At 70.6% G+C, this 22,356-nt stretch carries 18 protein-coding genes and 2 riboswitches; of the genes, 8 read left to right on the top strand and 10 right to left on the bottom strand.

All coding sequences use genetic code 11. From position 1 onward, the window contains the following. Positions 1-4: 4 nt before the first annotated feature. The 5 genes from DMH12_RS03355 to DMH12_RS03375 all read left to right on the top strand — a co-directional run bounded on the left by DMH12_RS03355 (position 5) and on the right by DMH12_RS03375 (position 4,269). Positions 5-1,153, top strand: coding sequence for an acyl-CoA dehydrogenase family protein (locus DMH12_RS03355; protein WP_125490024.1), 1,149 nt, complete (start codon positions 5-7; stop codon positions 1,151-1,153). Then, entirely contained in the window at positions 1,150-2,217 is a 1,068-nt protein-coding gene (locus DMH12_RS03360) for an enoyl-CoA hydratase/isomerase family protein (protein WP_125490025.1), read from the top strand. The genes DMH12_RS03355 and DMH12_RS03360 overlap by 4 nt, the downstream gene beginning before the upstream one ends. Then, positions 2,214-3,110, top strand: coding sequence for a 3-hydroxyisobutyrate dehydrogenase (gene mmsB / locus DMH12_RS03365; protein ID WP_260474004.1), 897 nt, complete (start codon positions 2,214-2,216; stop codon positions 3,108-3,110). The genes DMH12_RS03360 and mmsB overlap by 4 nt, the downstream gene beginning before the upstream one ends. Further along, positions 3,107-3,886, top strand: coding sequence for an enoyl-CoA hydratase (locus DMH12_RS03370; protein WP_125490027.1), 780 nt, complete (start codon positions 3,107-3,109; stop codon positions 3,884-3,886). The genes mmsB and DMH12_RS03370 overlap by 4 nt, the downstream gene beginning before the upstream one ends. Before the next feature lie 86 nt (positions 3,887-3,972). After that, a complete protein-coding gene (locus tag DMH12_RS03375) occupies positions 3,973-4,269 on the top strand; it encodes a hypothetical protein (protein ID WP_125490028.1) in 297 nt (98 codons plus the stop codon). A gap of 13 nt (positions 4,270-4,282) precedes the next feature. Here DMH12_RS03375 and DMH12_RS03380 read toward each other — a convergent pair whose 3' ends face one another. Beyond that, positions 4,283-5,725 (bottom strand): short-chain fatty acyl-CoA regulator family protein, encoded by a 1,443-nt coding sequence (locus tag DMH12_RS03380; RefSeq protein WP_125490029.1) that lies wholly within the window; start codon positions 5,723-5,725, stop codon positions 4,283-4,285. 211 nt (positions 5,726-5,936) lie between these two features. Here DMH12_RS03380 and DMH12_RS03385 point away from each other — a divergent pair, with 211 nt between their 5' ends. From DMH12_RS03385 to DMH12_RS03395, 3 genes are read left to right on the top strand one after another with little or no spacing between them, the layout of a single operon-like run. Further along, positions 5,937-7,445 carry an MmgE/PrpD family protein gene (locus DMH12_RS03385; protein ID WP_125490030.1) on the top strand — a complete coding sequence of 503 codons (1,509 nt, stop codon included), beginning with the start codon at positions 5,937-5,939 and terminating at the stop codon, positions 7,443-7,445. Beyond that, positions 7,445-8,353, top strand: coding sequence for a methylisocitrate lyase (gene prpB, locus DMH12_RS03390; RefSeq protein ID WP_125490031.1), 909 nt, complete (start codon positions 7,445-7,447; stop codon positions 8,351-8,353). The genes DMH12_RS03385 and prpB overlap by 1 nt, the downstream gene beginning before the upstream one ends. 31 nt (positions 8,354-8,384) lie before the next feature. Next, the gene (locus DMH12_RS03395; RefSeq protein ID WP_125490032.1) at positions 8,385-9,521 is read left to right on the top strand and encodes a bifunctional 2-methylcitrate synthase/citrate synthase; all 1,137 of its coding nucleotides are present in this window, start codon (positions 8,385-8,387) and stop codon (positions 9,519-9,521) included. Between the two features lie 6 nt (positions 9,522-9,527). Here the strand turns inward: DMH12_RS03395 and thiI are convergent, their stop codons facing one another. The 9 genes from thiI to aceA form a co-directional block, all read right to left on the bottom strand. Then, positions 9,528-10,772, bottom strand: coding sequence for a tRNA uracil 4-sulfurtransferase ThiI (gene thiI, locus DMH12_RS03400; protein WP_260474008.1), 1,245 nt, complete (start codon positions 10,770-10,772; stop codon positions 9,528-9,530). Between the two features lie 27 nt (positions 10,773-10,799). After that, positions 10,800-11,822 (bottom strand): class 1b ribonucleoside-diphosphate reductase subunit beta, encoded by a 1,023-nt coding sequence (gene nrdF / locus DMH12_RS03405; protein WP_125490034.1) that lies wholly within the window; start codon positions 11,820-11,822, stop codon positions 10,800-10,802. A gap of 34 nt (positions 11,823-11,856) precedes the next feature. After that, positions 11,857-14,025: a class 1b ribonucleoside-diphosphate reductase subunit alpha gene (nrdE, locus tag DMH12_RS03410; protein WP_125490035.1), complete on the bottom strand. Its 2,169-nt coding sequence runs from the start codon at positions 14,023-14,025 to the stop codon at positions 11,857-11,859. Continuing rightward, on the bottom strand, positions 14,022-14,462 hold the full coding sequence (nrdI, locus tag DMH12_RS03415) for a class Ib ribonucleoside-diphosphate reductase assembly flavoprotein NrdI (RefSeq protein WP_125490036.1): 441 nt from the start codon (positions 14,460-14,462) through the stop codon (positions 14,022-14,024). The genes nrdE and nrdI overlap by 4 nt, the downstream gene beginning before the upstream one ends. A gap of 173 nt (positions 14,463-14,635) precedes the next feature. After that, positions 14,636-14,858, bottom strand: a riboswitch (cobalamin riboswitch). 64 nt (positions 14,859-14,922) lie between these two features. Continuing rightward, positions 14,923-15,207: a hypothetical protein gene (locus DMH12_RS03420; protein WP_125490037.1), complete on the bottom strand. Its 285-nt coding sequence runs from the start codon at positions 15,205-15,207 to the stop codon at positions 14,923-14,925. Between the two features lie 131 nt (positions 15,208-15,338). Continuing rightward, on the bottom strand, positions 15,339-17,657 hold the full coding sequence (gene metE, locus DMH12_RS03425) for a 5-methyltetrahydropteroyltriglutamate--homocysteine S-methyltransferase (RefSeq protein WP_125490038.1): 2,319 nt from the start codon (positions 17,655-17,657) through the stop codon (positions 15,339-15,341). Positions 17,658-17,826: 169 nt separating this feature from the next. Next, a riboswitch (cobalamin riboswitch) is annotated at positions 17,827-18,049 on the bottom strand. A gap of 186 nt (positions 18,050-18,235) precedes the next feature. Next, on the bottom strand, positions 18,236-19,105 hold the full coding sequence (locus tag DMH12_RS03430) for a 3-hydroxybutyryl-CoA dehydrogenase (RefSeq protein ID WP_125490039.1): 870 nt from the start codon (positions 19,103-19,105) through the stop codon (positions 18,236-18,238). Next, on the bottom strand, positions 19,102-20,697 hold the full coding sequence (gene aceB / locus DMH12_RS03435) for a malate synthase A (protein ID WP_125490040.1): 1,596 nt from the start codon (positions 20,695-20,697) through the stop codon (positions 19,102-19,104). The genes DMH12_RS03430 and aceB overlap by 4 nt, the downstream gene beginning before the upstream one ends. A 97-nt stretch (positions 20,698-20,794) precedes the next feature. Next, positions 20,795-22,084: an isocitrate lyase gene (gene aceA / locus DMH12_RS03440; protein WP_125490041.1), complete on the bottom strand. Its 1,290-nt coding sequence runs from the start codon at positions 22,082-22,084 to the stop codon at positions 20,795-20,797. Between the last annotated feature and the right edge of the window lie 272 nt (positions 22,085-22,356).

Consider the following 22,356-nt stretch of genomic DNA (forward strand, 5'->3'; position numbering starts at 1 on the left):
GGCTATGACCATCACCGCGCTCACCGAGGACCAGCAGGCCCTCGTCGAGACCACGCTCGACTTCGCCCAGGACCACCTCGCCCCGCACGCCCTGGACTGGGACCGCGACAAGCACTTCCCCGTCGACGTGCTGCGCAAGGCGGCCGGACTCGGCCTCGGCGGTGTCTACGTCCGCGAGGAGTCCGGCGGCAGCGGCCTCACCCGCTCCGACGGCGTCCTCGTCTTCGAGACCCTCGCCTCCGGCTGCCCGGCCATCGCCGGGTACCTCTCCATCCACAACATGGTCGCCTGGATGATCGACCGCTATGGTGACGACGCCCAGCGCGAACGGTGGCTGCCGCGCCTGTGCGCCATGGAGGATCTCGCCAGCTACTGCCTGACCGAGCCGGGCGCGGGCTCGGACGCGGCCGCCCTGACGACCCGTGCCGTCCGGGACGGCGACGGCTGGGTGCTCACCGGCGTGAAGCAGTTCATCTCCGGTGCGGGCGCGTCCCAGTCGTACGTCGTCATGGCCCGTACCGGCGGCGGGGGCCCCGACGGGGTGTCCGCGTTCGTCGTCGACAAGGATGACGCGGGTGTCAGCTTCGGGCCGAACGAGCGGAAGATGGGCTGGAACGCCCAGCCCACCCGCCAGGTCGTCCTGGACGGCGTCCGCCTGCCCGCGGACCGGCTCCTCGGCCGCGAGGGCGAGGGCTTCCGCATCGCCATGAGCGGCCTCAACGGCGGCCGGCTCGGCATCGCCGCCTGTTCCCTGGGAGGCGCCCGCAGCGCGCTCGACCGGAGCCTGGCCCACCTCGCCGACCGCGAGGCGTTCGGGCAGCGGCTCCTGGACGCCCAGGCTCTGCGCTTCCGGCTCGCCGACATGGCGACCGAGCTGGCCGCAGCGCGCGCCCTGGTGGCGCAGGCCGCGCATGCGCTCGACCGCGGCGACCCGCAGGCGCCGTACCTGTGCGCGATGGCGAAGCGGTTCGCCACCGACACCGGCTACTCCGTCGCCGACCGCGCACTCCAGCTCCACGGCGGCTACGGCTACCTCAGCGAGTACGGCATCGAGAAGATCGTCCGCGACCTGCGCGTCCACCAGATCCTGGAAGGAACCAACGAGATCATGCGCGTCATCGTGGCACGCGGCCTGACGGAGGCGTTCGCATGAGCGACGTCCTGTTCCGCACGAGCGGCCGCGCCGCCCGCATCAGCCTCAACCGCCCGCGGGCTCTGAACTCCCTCACCCACGACATGGTGCTCCGCATCGACGCGAAGCTCAGCGAGTGGGAGCGTGATCCGGCCGTCGAGACCGTCGTCATCACCGGCGAGGGGGAGCGCGGCCTGTGCGCCGGCGGAGACATCCGCGCCATCCACGACGACGCCCGCGACGCCGACGGCCGGGCCTCCGCCGCCTTCTGGCGCGACGAGTACCGCCTCAACGCCCGCATCGCCCGCTACCCCAAGCCGTACGTCGCCGTCATGGACGGCATCGTCATGGGCGGCGGGGTCGGCGTCTCCGCGCACGGCAGCGTCCGTGTCGTCACCGAGCGGTCCAGGATCGCCATGCCGGAGACCGGCATCGGCTTCGTCCCCGACGTCGGCGGAACCTATCTGCTCGCCCTGGCACCGGGAGAGCTGGGCACCCACCTCGCCCTGACGGGCGCGCCGGTCGGTGCCGCGGACGCCTTGCTGTGCGGGCTCGCCGACCAGTACATGCCCTCGGCCTCGCTCCAGTCCTTCGTGGACGACCTGGCGGAACTGCCGGTACGTGTGGCCCTCGGGCGTCATGTCCAGGAGCCGCCGCCGGGAGAACTCGCCGGCCGCCGGGACTGGATCGACGCCTGCTTCCGCGCCGACACTGTCGAGGAGATCGTCCAGCGGCTCCTCGCGCAGGGCGACCCGGCTGCCAAGGAGACCGCCGAGACCCTCCTCCTTAAGTCCCCGACCGCGCTCAAGGTCACCCTGGCGGCGCTGCGCCGCGCCCGTAGGCTCGGGCCGCTCGAGAGGGTCCTCGACCAGGAGTACCGCGTCTCCTGCGCCTGCCTGCGCAGCCCCGACCTGGTGGAGGGCATCCGCGCCCAGGTCATCGACAAGGACCGCAGTCCCGCCTGGTCGCCGGCGACGCTCGTCGAGGTTACCGAGGCGGATGTCGAGCGCTTCTTCACGCACCTCGGCGAGCACGAACTCGGCCTCGCCGCCACATCCGACACCACCGAGGAGGTGGCCTGGTGAACCGGACCGTCGCGTTCGTCGGACTCGGACACATGGGCGGCCCGATGGCCGCAAACCTGACGAAGGCCGGTCACCGGGTGCTCGGCCACGACCTGGTCCCCGCTGCCGTCGAGACGGCCGCCGAGGCCGGTGTGGAGCCCGCCGGTTCCCTGACCGAGGCCGTATCCGTCGCCGATGTGGTCATCAGCATGCTGCCCGCCGGACGCCACGTCCTGGGCCTCTACGACGACATCCTCAACACCGCCCGCCCCGGCACCCTCTTCGTCGACTGCTCCACCATCGACGTCACCGACGCGCGCACGGCTCACGAACGCGCCCTCGCCGCAGGCATGCGCGCCCTGGACGCGCCCGTGTCCGGCGGCGTGGTCGGGGCCGAGGCCGCCACCCTGACCTTCATGGCCGGCGGAGGAGAGGACGAGTTCGCCGAAGCACGCCCCCTGCTGGAGGCCATGGGGAAGAAGGCCGTGCACTGCGGCGGGCCGGGAGCAGGGCAGGCCGCCAAGATCTGCAACAACATGATCCTCGGCGTGTCCATGATCGCCGTCAGTGAGGCGTTCGTCCTCGGCGAGAGCCTGGGCCTGTCCCACCAGGCACTTTACGACGTGGCCTCCACGGCATCCGGGCAGTGCTGGGCCCTCAGCGTCAACTGCCCCGTCCCCGGACCGGTGCCGACCAGTCCCGCCAACCGCGACTACCGGCCGGGCTTCGCCGCCTCCCTCATGGCCAAGGACCTGGGCCTGGCCGCCAACGCCGTCCGTCAGGGCGGCGTCCACGCCGAACTCGGGCTGCGCGCAGCCGAGCTGTACGCGGCCTTCGCCGAACGGGCCGGTGACTCCGAGGACTTCTCTGGCATCGTACGAACCATCAGGGACGGGAGCCGGGAGACCGCATGACGACCGACTACGAAACCATCCTGGTCGAGCGCAAGGGCCGCACCGCCCTCCTCACGCTCAACCGGCCGAAGGCCCTCAACGCCCTGAACCTCCAGGTGATGAACGAGGTCGTGGCAGCCACCGAGGCCCTCGACCGGGACCCGGACTGCGGCTGCATCGTCATCACCGGCTCGGCGAAGGCGTTCGCGGCCGGCGCCGACATCAAGGAGATGCAGCCCCAGGGGTACATGGACATGTACCTCACCGACTGGTTCGCCGCCTGGGACCGGCTCGGACAGCTGCGGACGCCGACGGTCGCGGCCGTGTCGGGCTACGCGCTCGGCGGCGGCTGCGAGCTGGCCATGCTGTGCGACATCCTGCTCGCAGCCGACGCCGCCGTCTTCGGCCAGCCCGAGATCAAACTCGGTGTGATCCCGGGCATCGGCGGCTCCCAGCGGCTGACCCGCGCCGTGGGCAAGGCCAAGGCCATGGAACTGTGCCTGACCGGACGCACCATGGACGCCGCCGAGGCAGAGAGGGCCGGGCTGGTCTCACGCGTCGTGCCGGCCGACGATCTGCTCGGGGAGGCGCTGGCGGTCGCCGAGACGGTGGCCGCCATGTCGCTGCCGGTGGCGATGATGGCGAAGGAGGCCGTCGGCCGTGCCTTCGAGACCACGCTCACCGAGGGCGTTCGCTTCGAACGGCGCCTCTTCCACGCGGTGTTCGCCACCGCCGACCAGAAGGAGGGCATGGCCGCCTTCGCCGACAAGCGCTCACCCGTCTTCCGGCACCGCTGACCGAGGCGGGACGCGAGGGGCCCCGGAACTGATCCGGGGTCCCTCGCGTTCGACGGTGTGACCACCAACGGGGAACGGAGGGCGTGATGCCCCGACGTCCACAGCCGTCACGCATCACCCTGGGAGGAGCGGAAGCGGTCGCCCTTCCCGTGGCGGAGTACGAGCAGCTCCTCGCCAGCCGAAGGCAGATGGGCGGTCAGAGCGCCCGTATCCGGGCTTTGAGCGAGCAGCTGCGCAGGACCGAGCAGCTGTTGAACGACCTGGAGGAACTGGTCACGGACCCGGCCTCCGTCCCCGGCACGGCGGCTGCGGAGGACGAGGCCGCCCGCCTGCGCCGAGCCGTCGCCGAGCTGGTGCGCCGTCACCGCGGGACGTCGCCCTGAGGTCCCGGCGTCCTCACGGCAGCGTGCTCTCCACCGGATACGGCACATAGGTCCGCCGGCCCGGATCGACGGCCAGCCGCCCGCCCGCCGGTGGCCGTGCACGCTGGGCGCAGTCACGGCGTTCGCAGATCCGGCAGCCGAGACCGATCGGGGTGGCGGCGCGCGGGTCGTCGAGCGCGATGCCCTCGGCGTAGACGAGGCGGTGGGCGTGGCGCAGTTCGCAGCCGAGCGCGACCGCGAACTCGGCGCGCGGCGCGTGGTGGCCGAAGCCTCCTCGGACGATGGTGCGGGCGACCCAGAAGTACCGCTTGCCGTCGGGCATCTCGGCCACCTGGGTGAGGATCCTGCCGGGCGAGGAGAACGCCCCGTACACGGTCCACAGCGGGCAGGTGCCGCCGAGCCGGGAGAAGTGGAAGTCCGTCGCGGACTGCCGCTTGGAGATGTTGCCTGCCCGGTCGACGCGCAGGAAGGCGAAGGGCACGCCGCGACGCCCCGTGCGCTGGAGGGTGCTCAGGCGGTGGCAGACCGTCTCGAAGCCAACTCCGAACCGGGCGGACAGCAGCTCGATGTCGTAGCGCACCTCCTCGGCCACGGTATGGAAGGCGCCGTACGGCATGAGCAGCGCTCCGGCGAAGTAGTTGGCCAGCCCGATCCGGGCCAGCGCCGCCGACTCCAGCGAGGTCAGCCCGGTGGCCCCCGCGACCAGCTGATCGAGGAGCGGCCCGTGCTCCAGCAGGGCGAGCTGCGTGGCGAGCTGGAAGGCTCGCTGGCCGTCGCTGAGCCAGGGGGACAGGAACAGCAGCCCGGTCTCGGGAGCGAAGCGCCGCGCGTCACCGGCCCGCCCCGGTGCGGCCTGGACGACGCGGACCCGGTGGCGCTCGGCCAGCAGCGCCGTGAGCGGGTCGGCCGCCTTGCCCGGACGCAGGCCGAGTGCCTCGGCAGTCCGCTCGGCCTCGGTGTCTAGGGGCTCGAAGTGGTTGTGGTGGGCGTAGAAGAAGTCCCGCACCTCGTCGTGCGGCTCGGCGGCAGGCAGCAGCACGTCCGTGCTTCCTGGAGCTCCGAGGGCGGCGGCCTGCTCGACCGTGTCGCGGTAGCGTCGATGCAGGGCGACCAGGGCCCGTGCCACGTCGGGATGGTCGCGCACGGCCTCGGCGATCTCTTCGGGCGCGAGCGGCGGCACCCCGCACGCCTCGTCGGCCACCGCGGCCCGCAGGTCGGTGGCGAGCCGGTCCTCGTCGGCGTCGGAGAAGAACTCCGCGTCGACCCCGAAGACCTCCGCGATCCGCAGCAGGACGGAGGCGGTGAGCGGGCGCTGGCTCTGCTCGATCTGGTTGGCGTAGCTGGTGGAGATGGACAGGGCACGGGCCATGTCGACCTGGTTCATGCCGTGCTCACGGCGCAGCCGGCGCAGCTTCGCGTGGGCGTAGACCTTGCGGTCGGCCGCTTCTCGAGGCATGGCGCACCTCCTTGTCGCAGGCCGGGAAGGGGGACATTCCAGCAGGGGCTTCTTGCGAACATAGCATTCGCCGTCTTCGCAGAATTCGCAGATTCGCAGCCCCGGTATGGAGGGATTCCGCAGATTGGAGAGGTGGCCGGGTCCCCTCGGAGCGGGCACTGTCGATCACGTCAGCACCGACCAGGACCGTCCGCACACCTTGAGGAGTCCCGTGATCGAGCACCACGTCCGAGTCCACCCCAGCGCCGACCGGCTTCCGCGCGAGGAGCAGCTCGCCTGGAAGCTGGCTGCCGTGGCCACCGGCACCGAGGACCTGGACACCGACAGCGCCGCCATGGCGGTCAACCGGGTGATCGACAACGCCTCGGTGGCCGTCGCGTCCCTGCTGCGCCGCCCGGTCGCCGTCGCCCGCGCCCAGGCTACCGCCCACCGCGCCACCATCCCCGGCGCCTCCGTCTTCGGTAGCCGCGCCAAGGTCTCCCCGGAGTGGGCCGCCTGGGCGAACGGCACCGCGGTGCGCGAGCTGGACTTCCACGACACCTACCTGGCCGCCGACTACTCCCACCCCGGTGACAACATCCCGCCCCTGCTCGCGGTGGCCCAGCACACCGGCCGCCCCGGCGCCGACCTGCTGCGCGGAGTGATCGCCGCGTACGAGCTCCACGTCGCCCTGGTCAAGGGCATCTGCCTGCACGAGCACCGCGTCGACCACGTGGCCCACCTCAGCGCCGCCACCGCGGGCGGCCTGGGAGCGATGCTGCGGCTGCCCACCGAGACCGTGTACCAGGCGATCCAGCAGGCCGTGCACACCACCACCGCCACCCGGCAGTCCCGCAAGGGCGAGATCTCCAGCTGGAAGGCGTACGCCCCCGCCTTCGCAGGCAAGGCCGCCATCGAGGCCGTCGACCGGGCGATGCGGGGCGAGACGTCCCCGTCGCCGATCTACGAGGGCGAGGACGGGTTCCTGGCCTGGATGCTGAACGGTCCGGAGTCGGACTACACAGTCCTGCTGCCCGAGCCCGGGGAGGCGCGTCGCGCCATCCTCGACACCTACACCAAGGAGCACTCCGCCGAGTACCAGGCGCAGGCGATCATCGATCTCGCCCGGCGGCTGCGGGAGAAGGCCGGCCCGCTGCGGAACGTGCGCTCGATCGTCCTGCACACCAGCCACCACACCCACCACGTGATCGGCTCGGGTGCGAACGATCCGCAGAAGTACGACCCCTTGGCCAGCCGGGAGACGCTCGACCACTCGGTGCCGTACATCTTCGCTGTCGCGCTGGAGGACGGTATCTGGCACCACGAGCGCTCCTACGCCCCCGAGCGCGCGCGGCGCCCGGAGACCGTCGAGCTGTGGCGGAAGATCACGACGGTCGAGGACCCGGAGTGGACCAGCCGCTATCACGACCCCGACCCGGACCGCCGTGCCTTCGGCGGGCGCGCGGTGATCACCCTCGACGACGGTTCGGTGATCGAGGACGAACTCGCTGTCGCCGACGCCCACCCGGCCGGCGCCCGGCCCTTCGACCGCACCGGCTACGTCGGCAAGTTCCGCACCCTCGCCGAGGGCGTCGTCACCGAGTCCGCGCAGAAGGCGTTCCTGGACACCGCCGCCCGCCTCGCGGAGCTGTCGGCGGCCGATCTGGACGGCCTCTTCCCGGCCGTCGACGCCGACGCCGTCGCCGCGTACGACGCGAGCCTGCCGAAGGGACTGTTCTGATGGCGCTGCACACCCGGACCACACCCGCCGAGCGCCGCCGGACCTTCCGCGAGCAACTGGCCTCGGGCCGGCTGCTGCGTATGCCGGGCGCCATCAATCCGCTGTCCGCCCGCCTGATCCAGGACACCGGCTTCGACGCCGTCTACCTGTCCGGCGCGGTGCTGGCCGCCGACCTAGGTCTGCCCGACATCGGCCTGACCACCTCCACCGAGATCGCGGCCCGTGCCCAGCAGACGACCCGCGTCACCGACCTGCCCGTCCTCATCGACGCCGACACCGGCTTCGGCGAACCCATGAACGCCGCCCGCACCGTCCAGCTCCTGGAGGACGCCGGCCTGGCCGGGCTGCACCTGGAGGACCAGGTCAACCCCAAGCGCTGCGGCCACCTGGACGGCAAGACGATCACGCCCCGGGAGGAGATGGTCCGCCGGATCCGGGGCGCCGTCGACGCCCGCCGGGACCCGGACTTCCTGCTGATGGCCCGCACCGACGCCCGCTCGGTCGAGGGTCTGGACGCCGCGATCGACCGGGCCAGGGCGTACGTCGACGCCGGCGCGGACGCGATCTTCCCCGAAGCCTTGGCGGACGTCGCCGAGTACGAGGCGTTCCGCAAGGCGGTCGACGTGCCGCTGCTCGCCAACCTCACCGAGTTCGGCAAGACGCCTCTCCTCGACACGTCCACCCTGGAGAGCCTCGGCTACAACATCGCCCTGTATCCCGTCACCCTGCTGCGCCTCGCGATGGGCGCGGTCGAGGACGGGCTGCGCACCATCGCCGCAGAGGGCACCCAGGAGTCCCTGCTGCCGCGCATGCAGACCCGCTCCCGTCTGTACGAACTCCTTGGCTACGAGGAGTACTCGGCCTTCGACTCGGCCGTCTTCGACTTCACCCTCCCGCCGGGCAACTGACCCGGCACCTGACCCACGAAGGCAGGCACCCATGACCACCACCGCGCCCGGGATCCACCGCGGTCTCGCCGGTGTCGTCGTCGACACCACCGAGATCTCCACGGTCATCCAGGACACCAACTCCCTCACCTACCGCGGCTATCCCGTCCAGGACCTCGCGGCCCGCCGCTCCTTCGAGGAAGTCGCCCACCTGCTCTGGTACGGCGAACTCCCCGACCAGGGGCAGCTCCGCGATTTCCAGGCCCGTGAACGCGCCCTGCGTCCCCTCGACCGCACCACACTGGAACTGCTCGCCCGGCTGCCCGAGACGTGCCACCCCATGGACGTCCTGCGCACCGCCGTCAGCTTCTTCGGCGCGGAGGACCCCACCGAGGACGACGGCAGCCTCGCCGCCAACCGCGCCAAGTCCCTCACCCTGCTCGCGAAGCTGCCCACGGTCGTGGCCGCCGACCAGCGGCGCCGCCGGGGCTTCGCCCCGATCCCGCCCGACCCGTCCCTCGGGTACGCCGAGAACTTCTTCCACATGTGCTTCGGCAGCGTGCCCGACCCGGACGTGGTCCGCTGCTTCGAGATCTCCCTGACCTTGTACGCCGAACACAGCTTCAACGCCTCGACGTTCACCGCCCGCGTCGTCACCTCCACCCTCTCGGATCTCTACAGCGCGGTCACCGCCGCGATCGGCGCCCTCAAGGGACCGCTGCACGGCGGTGCCAACGAGGCCGTGATGCACATGCTGCTGGAGATCGGCGATCCGCAGCGGGCCGAGACGTGGCTGGACGAGGCGCTGGCGACCAAGCGGAAGATCATGGGGTTTGGCCACCGTGTCTACAAGCACGGCGACTCCCGCGTCCCGGTCATGCAGGACGCCCTGGACCGGCTGGTCGCCCGCGCCGCCGACCCCGAGGTGACCCGGCTCGCCACCCTCCACGCCGCCCTGCGGCACGCCATGGTCGACCGCAAGGGCATCCACCCGAACCTGGACTACCCGGCCGGCCTCGCCTACCACCTCATGGGCTTCGACATCCCGGTCTTCACGCCGATCTTCGTGATGAGCCGCATCACCGGCTGGACGGCGCACATCACCGAGCAGCTCGCCCACAACGCGCTGATCCGCCCGCTGGCCTCGTACGACGGCCCGGGCCAGCGGGCGGTGCCGGGCGCGGCGTGAACACCGTCAGACGGAGGCCGCGCAGCCGCCGTCCGCGGCGGCTGGCACCTCCTCGGCGTCCGTCCCCGGACGCAGCACCTGAGCGGCGTCCAGAAGCGTCTCGACCACCTCGTCCAGGTCGAGACGCTTCTCGACGGAGTACAGCTGCGGCAGCCCGGCGCGGGTGCTGACCCGCGGAGGTGCGAGCAGGCTGCAGCAGTCCTCGTCGGGCAGGACCGAGATCCCGGCGGTGCCGATGGACACGGCCTCGTCGATGATCTCCTGCTTGTCCCAGCCGATCAGAGGCCGCAGCACGGGCAGAGCCGCCGCCTCGTCCACCGCGGCCAGGTTGGCCAGCGTCTGACTGGCCACCTGGCCCAGGCTGTCGCCCGTCACCAGGGCCTCGGCGCTGGTACGTGCGGCCAGTGCCGACGCGGTGCGCACCATCAGCCGGCGCTGCGCCACCACCTGGAGCCGCCCCGCCCCGGCCACGGCGAGCTGCTTCTGGGCCTTGCCGAGGGCGATGACGTGCAGCCGGCCGGGTGGCTGGTAGCGGTTCAGCTCTCGGGCCAGGGCGTACGCCTTGTACACCGACGACGGATTGGTGTACGGGGCGCCGTTGAAGTGCACGAAGTCGCAGGCCAGTCCGCGCCTCATGGCACGGTGTGCGGCCACCGGTGAGTCGTAGCCGCCGGACAGCAGGACCAGGGCACGGCCGCTGGAGCCGACGGGCAGCCCGGTCAGGCCCGGGAGGCGTTCGCGGGACAGGTACGTCTCCTTGCGGTCGATCTCCACCGTCAGTACGACATCGGGCCGGGCCAGGTTCACGCGCAGGCCGGGAACCCGGGCCAGGACCCTGGCCCCGACGTGGGCGTCCACCTGGGACGAGGTCAGCGGGAACTGCTTGTCCCGCCGTCTGGTCCGCACGGCGAATGTGGCGCCGTGCGGGGTGTCGGCCAGCGCGTCCACGGCCGCCGCGGTGATGGTGTCCAGCTCGCTGGGCACCCGCACGGCCGGCTCCACCGAGTTGAAGCCGATCACCCTGCGCGCCCGCTCCAGCAGAGCCTCCTGGGGCACCTGCCCGCCCAGTACGGTCACGTTCTGGGCGGTCTTGATCCACGTCGAACCGCCGATTCCGCGCAGTGCGAGCCGCAGGTTGTCGTGCAGCCGCTCGGTGAAGAGGTGGCGGTTGCGGCCCTTGAGGAAGATCTCGCCGTGCTTGAGCAGCACGCACGAGCCGTGACGGTCGGGCGCGCCACGGGGAGCGGGCACACGGGGTGTGTCGGACACGGCAACCTCTCAGAAGTCCCAGTCGTCGTCGGCGGTGTCCTCCGCCTTGCCCATGACATACGAGGAGCCCGACCCGGAGAAGAAGTCGTGGTTCTCGTCCGCGCCGGGCGAGAGCGCCGCGAGGATCTCCGGGTTCACCTCGGTCTCCTCCGCGTCGAACCGGGCCGGGTAACCGAGGTTCATCAGCGCCTTGTTGGCGTTGTACCGGACGAAGACCGCCACGTCGTCCATGAGTCCGAGCGGCTCGTACAGCTCGCCCGAGTACTGGAGCTCCAGCTGGTACAGCTCCTCCAGCAGGTCGTACGTGAACGTCCGCATCTCCTCCTGCCCGGCGGCGTCGAGCTTCTCCAGGCCGCGCTGGTACTTGTAGCCGGAGTAGTAGCCGTGCACGGCCTTGTCGCGCAGGATCAGCCGGATCATGTCGGCGGTGTTGGTGAGCAGGGCGTGGGTGGAGAAGTGCAGCGGGAGGTAGAAGCCCGCGTACAGCAGCAGCGAGGACAGGAGGGTGGAGGCGACCTTCCGCTTCAGCGGGTCGTCGCCGTAGTAGTACTCCAGGACCGTCTTGCAGCGCTGCTGCAGGACGTCGTTGTCCACGGCCCAGCGGTAGGCATCGTCGATCTCCGGGGTGGTGGAGAGCGTCGAGAACACCGAGGAGTAGCTGCGGGCGTGCACGGCCTGCATGAAGGCGATGTTGGTGTACACGGCCTCCTCGTGCTCGGTGCGGGCGTCCTGGATCTGGACGATTTCGCCGACCGTGGCCTGCACGGTGTCGAGCATGGTCAGGCCGGTGAACACGCGCATGGTGAGCGTGCGCTCCTCGGCGGTGAGCTTCTGCTGCCAGTCCTTGAGGTCGTTGGACAGTGGGACCTTCTCGGGCAGCCAGAAGTTGGCGGTGAGCCGGTTCCAGACCTCCAGGTCCTTCTCGTCGGTGACGCGGTTCCAGTTGACCGGCCGGAGCCGGGCGGCCGGGTCGTGGCGGTAGGAGGGCGGCGTGACCGACAGCTCGGTCGGTGCAGGGGGAGTCGTGGTCATGGTGCGTGCTTCCAGAAGATGGGGGAGGGCGGGGTCACAGGGTGCAGGACAGGCAGTTCTCGATCTCGGTGCCTTCGAGGGCCTCTTGGCGCAGCCGGATGTAATAGAGGGTCTTGATGCCCTTGCGCCAGGCGTGGATCTGCGCCTTGTTCAGATCGCGGGTGGTGGCGGTGTCCCGGAAGAAGAGGGTGCAGCTCAGGCCCTGGTCGACGTGCTGGGTGGCCGCCGCGTAGGTGTCGATGATCTTCTCGTAGCCGATCTCGTACGCGTCCTGGAAGTACTCCAGGTTGTCGTTGTCCATGTGCGGCGCCGGGTAGTAGACGCGGCCGAGCTTGCCCTCCTTGCGGATCTCCACCTTGGAGGCGATCGGGTGGATGGAGGCGGTCGAGTCGTTGATGTAGCTGATGGAGCCGGTGGGCGGTACGGCCTGGAGGTACTGGTTGTAGATGCCGTGCTCCATGACGGACCGCTTCAGCTCGCGCCAGTCGCCCTGCGTGGGCAGGGCGATCCCCGCGTCGGCGAACAGCTTCCGCACCCGCTCGGTGGCCGGCTCCCAGACCCGCTCGGTGTACTTGTCGAAGTACGAGCCGTCCGCGTACGCCGTGTTCTCGAAGCCGTCGAAGGCGGTGCCGCGCTCGATCGCGATCCGGTTCGACGCGCGCAGGGCGTGGAAGGCGACCGCGTAGAAGTACATGCCGGTGAAGTCGACGCCCTCCTCGCTGCCGTAGTGGATGCGCTGCGAGGCGAGGTAGCCGTGCAGGTTCATCTGGCCGAGGCCGATGGAGTGGGACAGGTCGTTGCCGTGCGCCACGGACGGCACCGCGTCGATGTTCGACTGGTCGGAGACGGAGGTGAGTCCGCGCACCGCCGTCTCGACCGTCGCGCCGAGGTCGGGGGAGGCCATCGCGGCGGCGATGTTCAGTGAGCCGAGGTTGCAGGAGATGTCCCGGCCGACCGTCTCGTAGCCGAGCGAGGCGTCGTAGGTGCTGGGGGTGTTGACCTGGAGGATCTCCGAGCACAGGTTGGACATGTTGATCCAGCCCGGGATCGGGTTGGCCCGGTTCACCGTGTCCTCGAACAGCAGGTACGGGTAGCCGGACTCGAACTGCAGCTCCGCGACGGTCTTGAAGAACTCGCGGGCACTGAGCGTGGACTTGCGGATGCGCGGGTTGGCGACCATCTCGTCGTAGTGCTCGCTCACCGACAGGTCGGCCAGCGGCCTGCCGTACTCGCGCTCCACGTCGTAGGGCGAGAACAGGTGCATGTCCTCGTTGCGCTTGGCGAGCTCGAAGGTGATGTCCGGGACGACCACGCCCAGCGACAGGGTCTTGATGCGGATCTTCTCGTCCGCGTTCTCCCGCTTGGTGTCCAGGAACCGCATGATGTCCGGGTGGTGGGCGTGCAGGTACACCGCGCCCGCACCCTGCCGCGCACCGAGCTGGTTGGCGTAGGAGAAGGAGTCCTCCAGGAGCTTCATCACCGGGACGACACCGGAGGACTGGTTCTCGATCTTCTTGATCGGCGCCCCCTGCTCGCGCAGGTTCGTCAGCAGAAGCGCCACGCCGCCGCCGCGCTTGGAGAGCTGGAGCGCCGAGTTGATGCCGCGCCCGATGGACTCCAGGTTGTCCTCGACACGCAGCAGGAAGCAGGAGACCAGTTCGCCGCGCTGGGCCTTGCCCGCGTTGAGGAAGGTCGGGGTGGCCGGCTGGAAACGGCCGGTCATCATCTCGTCGACCAGCCGGGAGGCCAGCGTCTCGTCGCCGGCGCCCAGGAACAGGGCGGTGGCGACGACTCGGTCCTCGTAGCGTTCCAGGTATCGGGAACCGTCGAAGGTCTTGAGCGTGTACGACGTGTAGTACTTGAACGCCCCGAGGAAGGTGCGGAAGCGGTGCTCGTGCGCGTACGCCTGCCGGTAGAGATCCTCCAGGAACTCCCAGCGGTAGCGCCGGATCGGGGCTTCCTCGTAGTAGTCGTTCGCGATCAGGTAGTCGATCTTCTCCTTGAGCGACCCGAACTCCACGGTGTGCGGGTTCACATGCTGGAGGAAGTACTGCCGTACGGCTTCCCGGTCCTGGCCGAACTGGATGTTGCCGTCGCAGTCGTACATGTTCAGCATGGCGTTCAGCGCGTGGTAGTCCTTGCGGGTGCCGACCGACTCGCGCTGCGCCGCGGGAACCGTGACCGCCGTGGTGAGGGTGCTCATGCCGCCTGCCGCTCCGCCGTCCGCCTGGTTGACGAGTGTCGTGTCCAAAATTCCTGCAGCCCTTCCCTCACGGCGCGGACGTCGCGGTCCGTGCCCAGCAGTTCGAATCGGTACAGCTCCGGCACCCGGCACTTCGCCGAGATCACCCGGCCGGCCAGGCAGTAGTCGACGCCGAAGTTGGTGTTGCCGGAGGCGATGACTCCGCGCAGCAGCAGCCGGTTGGTCTCGACGTTCAGAAAGCGGATCACCTGTTTCGGCACCGCGCCCGCGCGTTCACCGCCGCCGTAGGTCGGCGTGATCAGCACATACGGCTCGGTCACCTGTGGCATGCCCTCGCGACGCGGGTGCAGGGGGATGCGCGTGGCCGGCAGGGCCAGCTTCTCCACGAAGCGTCTGGTGTTCTCCGAGACGCTGGAGAAATACACGAGACCGCTCATCGGCCGCCGTCTCCTCTCGCTCGTTCCCGTCCGTGCCCGAGGACCGGGAGGGGAGGAGCGGCGCGGGACGTGCGGCGGGACACCGGGTGGCGGAGTAAACCTGTGCGCCTCGCCCGGAGCCGTGCGTCTGCCACCTGGCCCTCCCTCGGGGCCTCGGAGCGCGCACACCGCTGTCCGGCGTGCGCACCGGTGGCAGGTCTTCGGACTCGCGGGCGTGTCTCGTGTCGTACGAGACTCCTACTGGCCGTCGCTTCCCGGGCCCGGCATCCGGACCCAGTGCCTGTGACGGCGGTCGTTCCCACTCACCGCTGCGGGGCAGTCCCGGTCTTTCACCGGGTTCCCTCTTGCGACGCCGAACACAGCGGTGCCCGGCGAACCACCAGTATCGCCAACACTACATCTAGAAGCGGGTGGGTGTGCACACCCCAGATGTTGTGTCGTGATGAGACATTAGGTATACCTAAGTTCGGGTATGGTCGGACGAGTGCCGACCTTTCGGAGCCCGCCCCGACCCGGTGACGCCGCGTGCGTGCCGGGCCCGTCGGCGCATCTCCGCGATCAGGGGTGACGAGGTCTCGCGTGACCCGTCCGTGTCGGCGGTGCCGAGTGCCTCGGCCACGGTGTCCAGGAACTCGCTCAGGTCGGTCAGGGTGTCGCGCAGCATGCGCAGCTTGGCGGTCTGGCTGCCGAGCTGTCTGCGCATGGCCATTAGGTTTTCGAACTGCTTCTCGGGCATGGCGATCATGGGTTTGCCGTCCACGACGACTTGCCGCGGTTTGCCGGGCACTGAGGGTCCGCCTTCCTGTCCTCGGTTGTGGCGGTGCTCTCGGACGGGCCGGGACGCTCGTGGCGTCCCGGCCCCATTGCCGTCGTCGGTCAGGAGGTTGGCAGCTCACCGCGGACGGTGCGGGCGGCAGCGACCAGGTTCTCCAGCGAGGCCCGGGTCTCGGGCCAGGCGCGGGTCTTCAGTCCGCAGTCGGGGTTGACCCAGAGCCGTTCGGCGGGGATGGCCTTCAATCCCGTGCGCAGCAGGTCCGCGGCCTCCTCGACGCTCGGGACGCGCGGGGAGTGGATGTCGTAGACACCGGGGCCGGCCTCGCGGGGGTAGCCGTGGGCGGCCAGTTCCCGGGCGACCTGCATGTGGGAGCGGGCGGCCTCCAGGCTGATGACGTCGGCGTCGAGGTCGTCGATGGCCTGCACGATGTCGCCGAACTCGGCGTAGCACATGTGGGTGTGGATCTGGGTGTCCGGCCGCACCCCGCTCGTGCTGAGCCGGAACGCCTCGGTGGCCCATGCCAGGTAGGCGTCCCGGTCGGCGGCCCGCAGCGGCAGCGTCTCGCGCAGCGCGGGCTCGTCGACCTGGATGACCGAGGTGCCGGCCGCCTCCAGGTCGGTCACCTCGTCGCGCAGGGCGAGGGCCACTTGGCGGGCGGTGTCGCCGAGGGGCTGGTCGTCGCGGACGAAGGACCAGGCCAGCATGGTGACCGGCCCGGTCAGCATGCCCTTGACGGGCCGGTCGCTCAGCGACTGGGCGTACGAGGTCCAGCGCACGGTCATCGGCTCGGGGCGGGAGATGTCGCCGGCCAGGATCGGCGGGCGGACGTAGCGGGTGCCGTAGGACTGGACCCAGCCGTGCTGGGTGGCGAGGTAGCCGGTGAGCTGTTCGGCGAAGTACTGGACCATGTCGTTGCGTTCGGGCTCGCCGTGCACGAGGACGTCGATGCCGGTCTTCTCCTGGAAGGAGACGACTTCCTGGATCTCCGCCTTGATGCGCTCCTCGTACCCGGCGGTGTCGATGCGGCCGGCACGCAGGTCGGCGCGGGCGGTGCGCAGTTCGCCGGTCTGCGGGAAGGAGCCGATGGTGGTCGTGGGCAGCAGGGGCAGCCTGAGGTGGGCCCGCTGGGCGGCGGTCCGTTCGGCGTACGGCTGGGAGCGGCGGGCGTCGGCATCCGTCACGGCCGCGGCGCGGGCCCGCACCGCGGGGTCGCGGGTGATCGGCGAACTCGCGCGGGAGGCGAGGTCGGTGCGGTTGGCGGCGAGTTCCCCGGTGATGGTGTCGGTGCCCTGGGCGAGGCCCTTGGCGAGCGTGACGACCTCGGCGGTCTTCTGCTGAGCGAAGGCCAGCCAGCGCAGGATCTGCGGATCGACGTCCTTCTCCGCGGACGCGTCCAGGGGGACGTGCAGGAGCGAGCAGGAGGCGGCGACGTCGACGCGGTCGGCGAGACCGAGGAGGGTGCCGAGGGTGGACAGCGACTGCTGCAGGTCGTTGATCCAGATGTTGCGGCCGTTGACCACGCCGGCGATCAGCCGCTTGCCGGGCAGTCCGCCGACGGCGGCCAGCGCGTCCAGGTTGGCGGCGGCGGCCTCGGTGAAGTCCAGGGCGAGGCCCTCGACGGGTGCCTTGGCCAGCACCGGCAGTGCGTCGCCGAGCCGATCGAAGTAGGAGGCCACGAGCAGCTTCGACCGGTCGGTGAGGGCGCCGAGGTCGCGGTAGGCGCGCTCGGCGGCGTTCAGCTCGGCAGGGGCACGGTCCTGCACCAGGGCGGGCTCGTCGAGCTGCACCCACTCGGCGCCGGCCGCGCGCAGGTCGGCGAGCACTTCCGCGTACACGGGCAGCAGCCGGTCCAGGAGACTCAGCGGCTCGAAGTCGGCGGGCACCCCGGGGGCGGGCTTGGCGAGCAGGAGATACGTGACGGGGCCGACCAGGACGGGCCGGGCGGTCAGGCTCTGGGCGAGGGCTTCCTTCAGCTCGCCGACCTGCTTGGTGGAGTCGGCCGTGAAGACGGTGTCGGGGCCCAGCTCGGGGACCAGGTAGTGGTAGTTGGTGTCGAACCACTTGGTCATCTCCAGCGGAGCGACCTCCTGGGTACCGCGCGCCATGGCGAAGTAGCCGTCCGTCGCGTCGGCCTCGACGGCGGTGCGGTGCCGCTCGGGGATCGCGCCGACCATGACGGTGGTGTCCAGGACGTGGTCGTAGTACGAGAAGTCACCGGTGGGCACCTCGTGGACGCCGGCGTCGGCGAGCTGCTGCCGGTTTTCCCGGCGGAGTCCGGCGGCGGTGGCATGGAGGGCGTCGGCGGTGACACGGCCCTTCCAGTAACCCTCGATCGCCTTCTTCAGTTCCCGGTTCGGGCCCTGGCGGGGGTAGCCGTACACGGTGGCCCGTGCTGCCGCGGCTGCGGACTTGGCTGTCACGGAGATCTCCTTCGCGAGACGAATCCCTGAGATCCCGGAGACGGGACGAGAGCGCGAAGGGTGTGACGAACCGGACGGACCCGACCTCACCCGGCACAAGCGCGGTCATTCCGTCTGGTGTGTTCGCCGACCCGCCCTCGAGGTCACCGGGATGTCCGCGCACGGATCGGTCCGCACGTGGGCAGTTGGCAGGTCTTCGGACTCGCGGGCACGTCCTTCGTCGTAAAGGACACCTACTGGCCGTCGCTTCCCGGGTCCGGTACGTCGGACCCAGTGCGTATGACGGCGGTCGTTCCCGCTCACCGCTGCGGGGCAGTCCCGGATTCCCACCGGGTTCCCTCTTGCGACACCCCGCCTGGCGGACGGGGCGAACCAGCTGCTGCGGTCACCCTACGGGGTGGCGCCGCGAAAGGAAGAGTGCCGTCCATCATGCGGAAGGCGGGTCGGGCGTCCCGGCGGGTGGCAGCGGTGAGGGGCGGCGAACGCCGCACTCGCGCTCACCGCCCCTTCCCGCCGTGCCGCAGGGACCCTCACCCCTGTGGCGCCGCGGGCCCCTCGGCCCGCGTCGTACCAGGCCCTCAGCCCTGGCCGTAGCTGTGGAACCCCCGGCCGGACTTCCGGCCCAGCAGTCCCGCCTCCACCATCCGCTGGAGCAGCGGAGGAGGAGCGTAAAGAGACTCGCGGAACTCGTCGTAGAGGGACTCCGCGATGGACACCACGGTGTCCAGGCCGATGAGGTCGGCCAGTTTCAGCGGTCCCATCGGGTGGGCGCAGCCCAGTTCCATGCCCGCGTCGATGTCGGCGGCGGTGGCGAACCCGGACTCCGCCATCCGCACGGCCGAGAGCAGGTAGGGGATGAGCAACGCGTTGACGACGAAGCCGGCCCGGTCCTTGGAGCGGACAACCGTCTTGCCGAGCGTCCGGGACGCGAAGTCCTCCACCAGGACGGTCGTCCCGGCCGACGTGTGCAGCGAGGTGACCACCTCGACCAGCGGCAGGACGGGAACGGGGTTGAAGAAGTGCAGGCCGACGACCCGGTCCGCCCGGGAGGTGGCCATGCCGAGCCGCATCACGGGCAGGGAGGAGGTGTTGGTGGCGAGGACGGCTGCGGGGTCTTCGACGATCTTGTCCAGGGCGGCGAAGACCTCGGTCTTGGCGTTCGGATTCTCGATGACGGCCTCGATGATGAGCTGCCGGTCGGCGAGATCGTCCAGGCTGCCGGTGAAGACGAGCCGGGTACGGGCGTCGGCGGCGGCCTCGCGGCTCAGCTTGCCGCGTCGTACGGCTCGGTCCAGGGAGCCGGCGATCCGGTCCCGCGCGGCGCGTGCGGCGACCGCGTCCACCTCGCAGACCACGGTGTCCAGTCCGGCCCGCGCACAGACCTCGGCGATCCCCGCGCCCATCTGCCCGCCGCCGACCACGCCGACGCGGGTGACGCCGGCGCTCACACCTGCACCTGCGATCGGCGCACGAGGTGGCGGGTGTAGGCGTCGGGGGTGAAGAACAGCGGCAACTCACCCGCCAGCGCGGTCTGCTCGAAGAGGGGGCGGATGTTTTCGGCCGAGGCCCACGGGTATTCGGCGCCGAGCGCCGCGATCTCGTCGGCGAGCAGTTCGAGCACCGTCTCGCGGTCGATCACCCGATGCCGCAGCCACTGCCAGATCTGCACGCGGGCGATCTCGGCGGTGGCCGCGTCCTCCATCAGCCCGTCGAGGGCGACCGCGCCCTGGCCGCGCAGCCAGGCGGCGTAGTACCGCAGTGTGACGGAGATATTGGTGCGCACCCCGTCAGCGGTGGGCGGCCCGCTGATCCGGCGCACGGACAGCAGGTCGGCCGGGGCGACCTCGACGTCGTCGCGGGTGCGGTCGAGCTGGTGGGGCCGCTCACCGAGAACGCCGTCGAACACGTCGCGGCAGACGCGGACGAGTGCCGGATGGGCGACCCAGGAGCCGTCGAAGCCGTCTTCGGCCTCCCGCTCCTTGTCGAGGCGGACCTTGGTGAAAGCGGCCTCGTTCGCGGCCGGGTCCTTGCCCGGCACCTGGGCGGCCATGCCGCCGATGGCGTGCGCGCCGCGCCGGTGGCAGGTGCGCACGAGGAGTTCGGTGTACGCCCGCATGAAGGGGGCGGTCATCGTGACCTTCGCCCGGTCCGGGAGGAGGAAGTCGGTGCGGTGGCCGAAGGTCTTGATGATGCTGAAGAGGTAGTCCCATCGGCCGGCGTTCAGTCCCGCGCTGTGTTCGCGCAGTTCGTGGAGGATCTCCTCCATCTCGAACGCGGCGGTGATCGTCTCGATGAGGACGGTGGCGCGGATCGTGCCGCGCGGGATGCCCAGCAGCTCCTGGGCGAGCAGGAAGACGTCGTTCCACAGCCGGGCCTCGTACCTGTTCTCCAGCTTGGGGAGGTAGAAGTAGGGGCCGTACCCGGCGTCGATCTGCCGCTGGGCGCAGTGGAAGAAGTACAGGCCGAAGTCGACGAACGCGGCGGGCACCGGACGGCCGTCGTACTCCAGGTGCTCCTCGTCGAGGTGCCAGCCGCGCGGCCGGACCATGATGGTGGCGAGCCGGTCCCCCAGCCGGTACTCCTTGCCCTCGGGCGTGGTGAAGTCGATCCGGCGCTCGATGGCGTCCAGGAGGGTGAGTTGCCCGCCGACGACGTTGTCCCACAGCGGGGCGGTGGCGTCCTCGAAGTCCGCCATCCACACCTTGGCACCGCTGTTGAGGGCGTTGACGGCCATGCGGCGCTCCGGCGGCCCGGTGATCTCCACCCGGCGGTCGGTCAGACCGGGCGCGGGCGGCGCCACGCGCCAGTCGGCGTCGGCCCGGACGCGGGCGGTGACCATGGGGAAGTCGAGAGGCGAGCCGGACGCCAGTCGCAGTACCTGCCGGCGGCGTTCCTTCATCAAGTCCCGCCGACGCGACGCGAACGCCTCGACGAGCTTGCCGACGAAGGCGAGAGCGGCCGGGGTGAGGATCTCGTCGTGCCGGTGACCGGGCGCGGCGAGGACACGGAGCTGCTGGTGGGTGGGTGCGGTGGTGGTCATCGGGCTCTCCTGGGAGGTGGGAGCGGAGGGGGACGGAGACGGTTCGTCCCCCTCCGTCGGCGGGGCCGGCCGTACGCGGGGCGTCCGGCTCGGCGGCCTAGTGGAACTGCTCTTCCTCCGTGGACCCGGCCAGCGCGGTCGTGGAGGAGGCCGGGTTGACGGCCGTGGAGACGAGATCGAAGTAGCCGGTGCCGACCTCGCGCTGGTGCTTGACGGCGGTGAAGCCCTGCGCCTGCGCGGCGAACTCCTTCTCCTGGAGATCCACGTAGGCGGTCATGCCGTGCTCGGCGTAGCCACGGGCCAGGTCGAACATGCCGTGGTTGAGGGAGTGGAACCCGGCCAGGGTGATGAACTGGAACTTGTAGCCCATGGCGCCCAGCTCGCGCTGGAACTTGGCGATCTGGTCGTCGTCCAGCGCGGCCTTCCAGTTGAAGGACGGGGAGCAGTTGTAGGCCAGCATCTGGTCCGGGTACCGCGCGTGGATCGCCTCGGCGAACTCGCGGGCCTGCGCCAGGTCCGGGGTGCCGGTCTCCACCCAGATCAGGTCGGCGTACGGGGCGTAGGCCAGACCGCGGGCGATGACCGGGGCCATCCCGTTCCGTACTCGGTAGAAGCCCTCCGCCGTGCGCTCGCCGGTGACGAACTCGGCGTCGCGCTCGTCGACGTCGCTGGTGAGCAGGTTGGCGGCGAGGGCGTCGGTGCGGGCGATGACGACGGTCGGGGTGTCGGCGATGTCGGCGGCCAGGCGGGCCGCGTTCAGGGTGCGGATGTGCTGCGAGGTGGGGACAAGGACCTTGCCACCGAGGTGCCCGCACTTCTTCTCCGAGGCGAGCTGGTCCTCGTAGTGGATGCCGGCCGCACCCGCCGCGATCATCGCCTTGGTCAGCTCGAAGGCGTTCAGCGGGCCGCCGAACCCGGCCTCGGCGTCGGCCACGATGGGCGCGAGCCAGTCGGTGGTGTCGCCGGCGTTCTCGGCGGTGGCGATCTGGTCGGCGCGCAGCAGCGCGTTGTTGATCCGACGCACCACCTGCGGCACCGAGTTGGCGGGGTAGAGACTCTGGTCGGGGTAGGTGTGGCCGGCCTGGTTGGCGTCGGCGGCGACCTGCCAGCCGGACAGGTAGATCGCCTGGAGCCCGGCCTTCACCTGCTGCACCGCCTGGCCGCCGGTCAGGGCGCCGAGCGCGTGGACGTAGTCGAGCTCGTGCAGCTGCCGCCACAGCCGTTCGGCGCCGCGCCGGGCCAGGGTGGCCTCCTCGCGGACGCTGCCGGACAGCCGGACCACGTCCTCGGCGCTGTAGGTGCGCTCGATGCCCCGCCAGCGCGGGTCGGTGGCCCAGCGCCGGGCCAGTTCCTCGGCCGCCTGCGTGCTCGTCCTCGCGTCCGCCATGACTGTCTCCGTCTCCTCGGTCTGTACTGGCTGCCAATCCCACCGTCCGGATGAACGGAGGTGGCACTACGTGTCGTCGTACGGGGATGCGGCCCGCCGTCACCTGGGAGGTGGAGCTGAGCAGTGTTGCCGGCGCAGATACCCGCCGCTGCCGGGATCTCCGACGTCAGGGCAGAAATCGTGCCCCGGTTCCGGGCTGTACCTGCCGGGTCCGGCGGGCCGCACTACGACTCTGGCACTGGCACTGAGTGCCATCAAGCGGGGACGTCTGT

The sequence above is a fragment of the Streptomyces sp. WAC 04229 genome (assembly GCF_003947455.1).
In the GTDB taxonomy this organism is placed as follows: domain Bacteria; phylum Actinomycetota; class Actinomycetes; order Streptomycetales; family Streptomycetaceae; genus Streptomyces.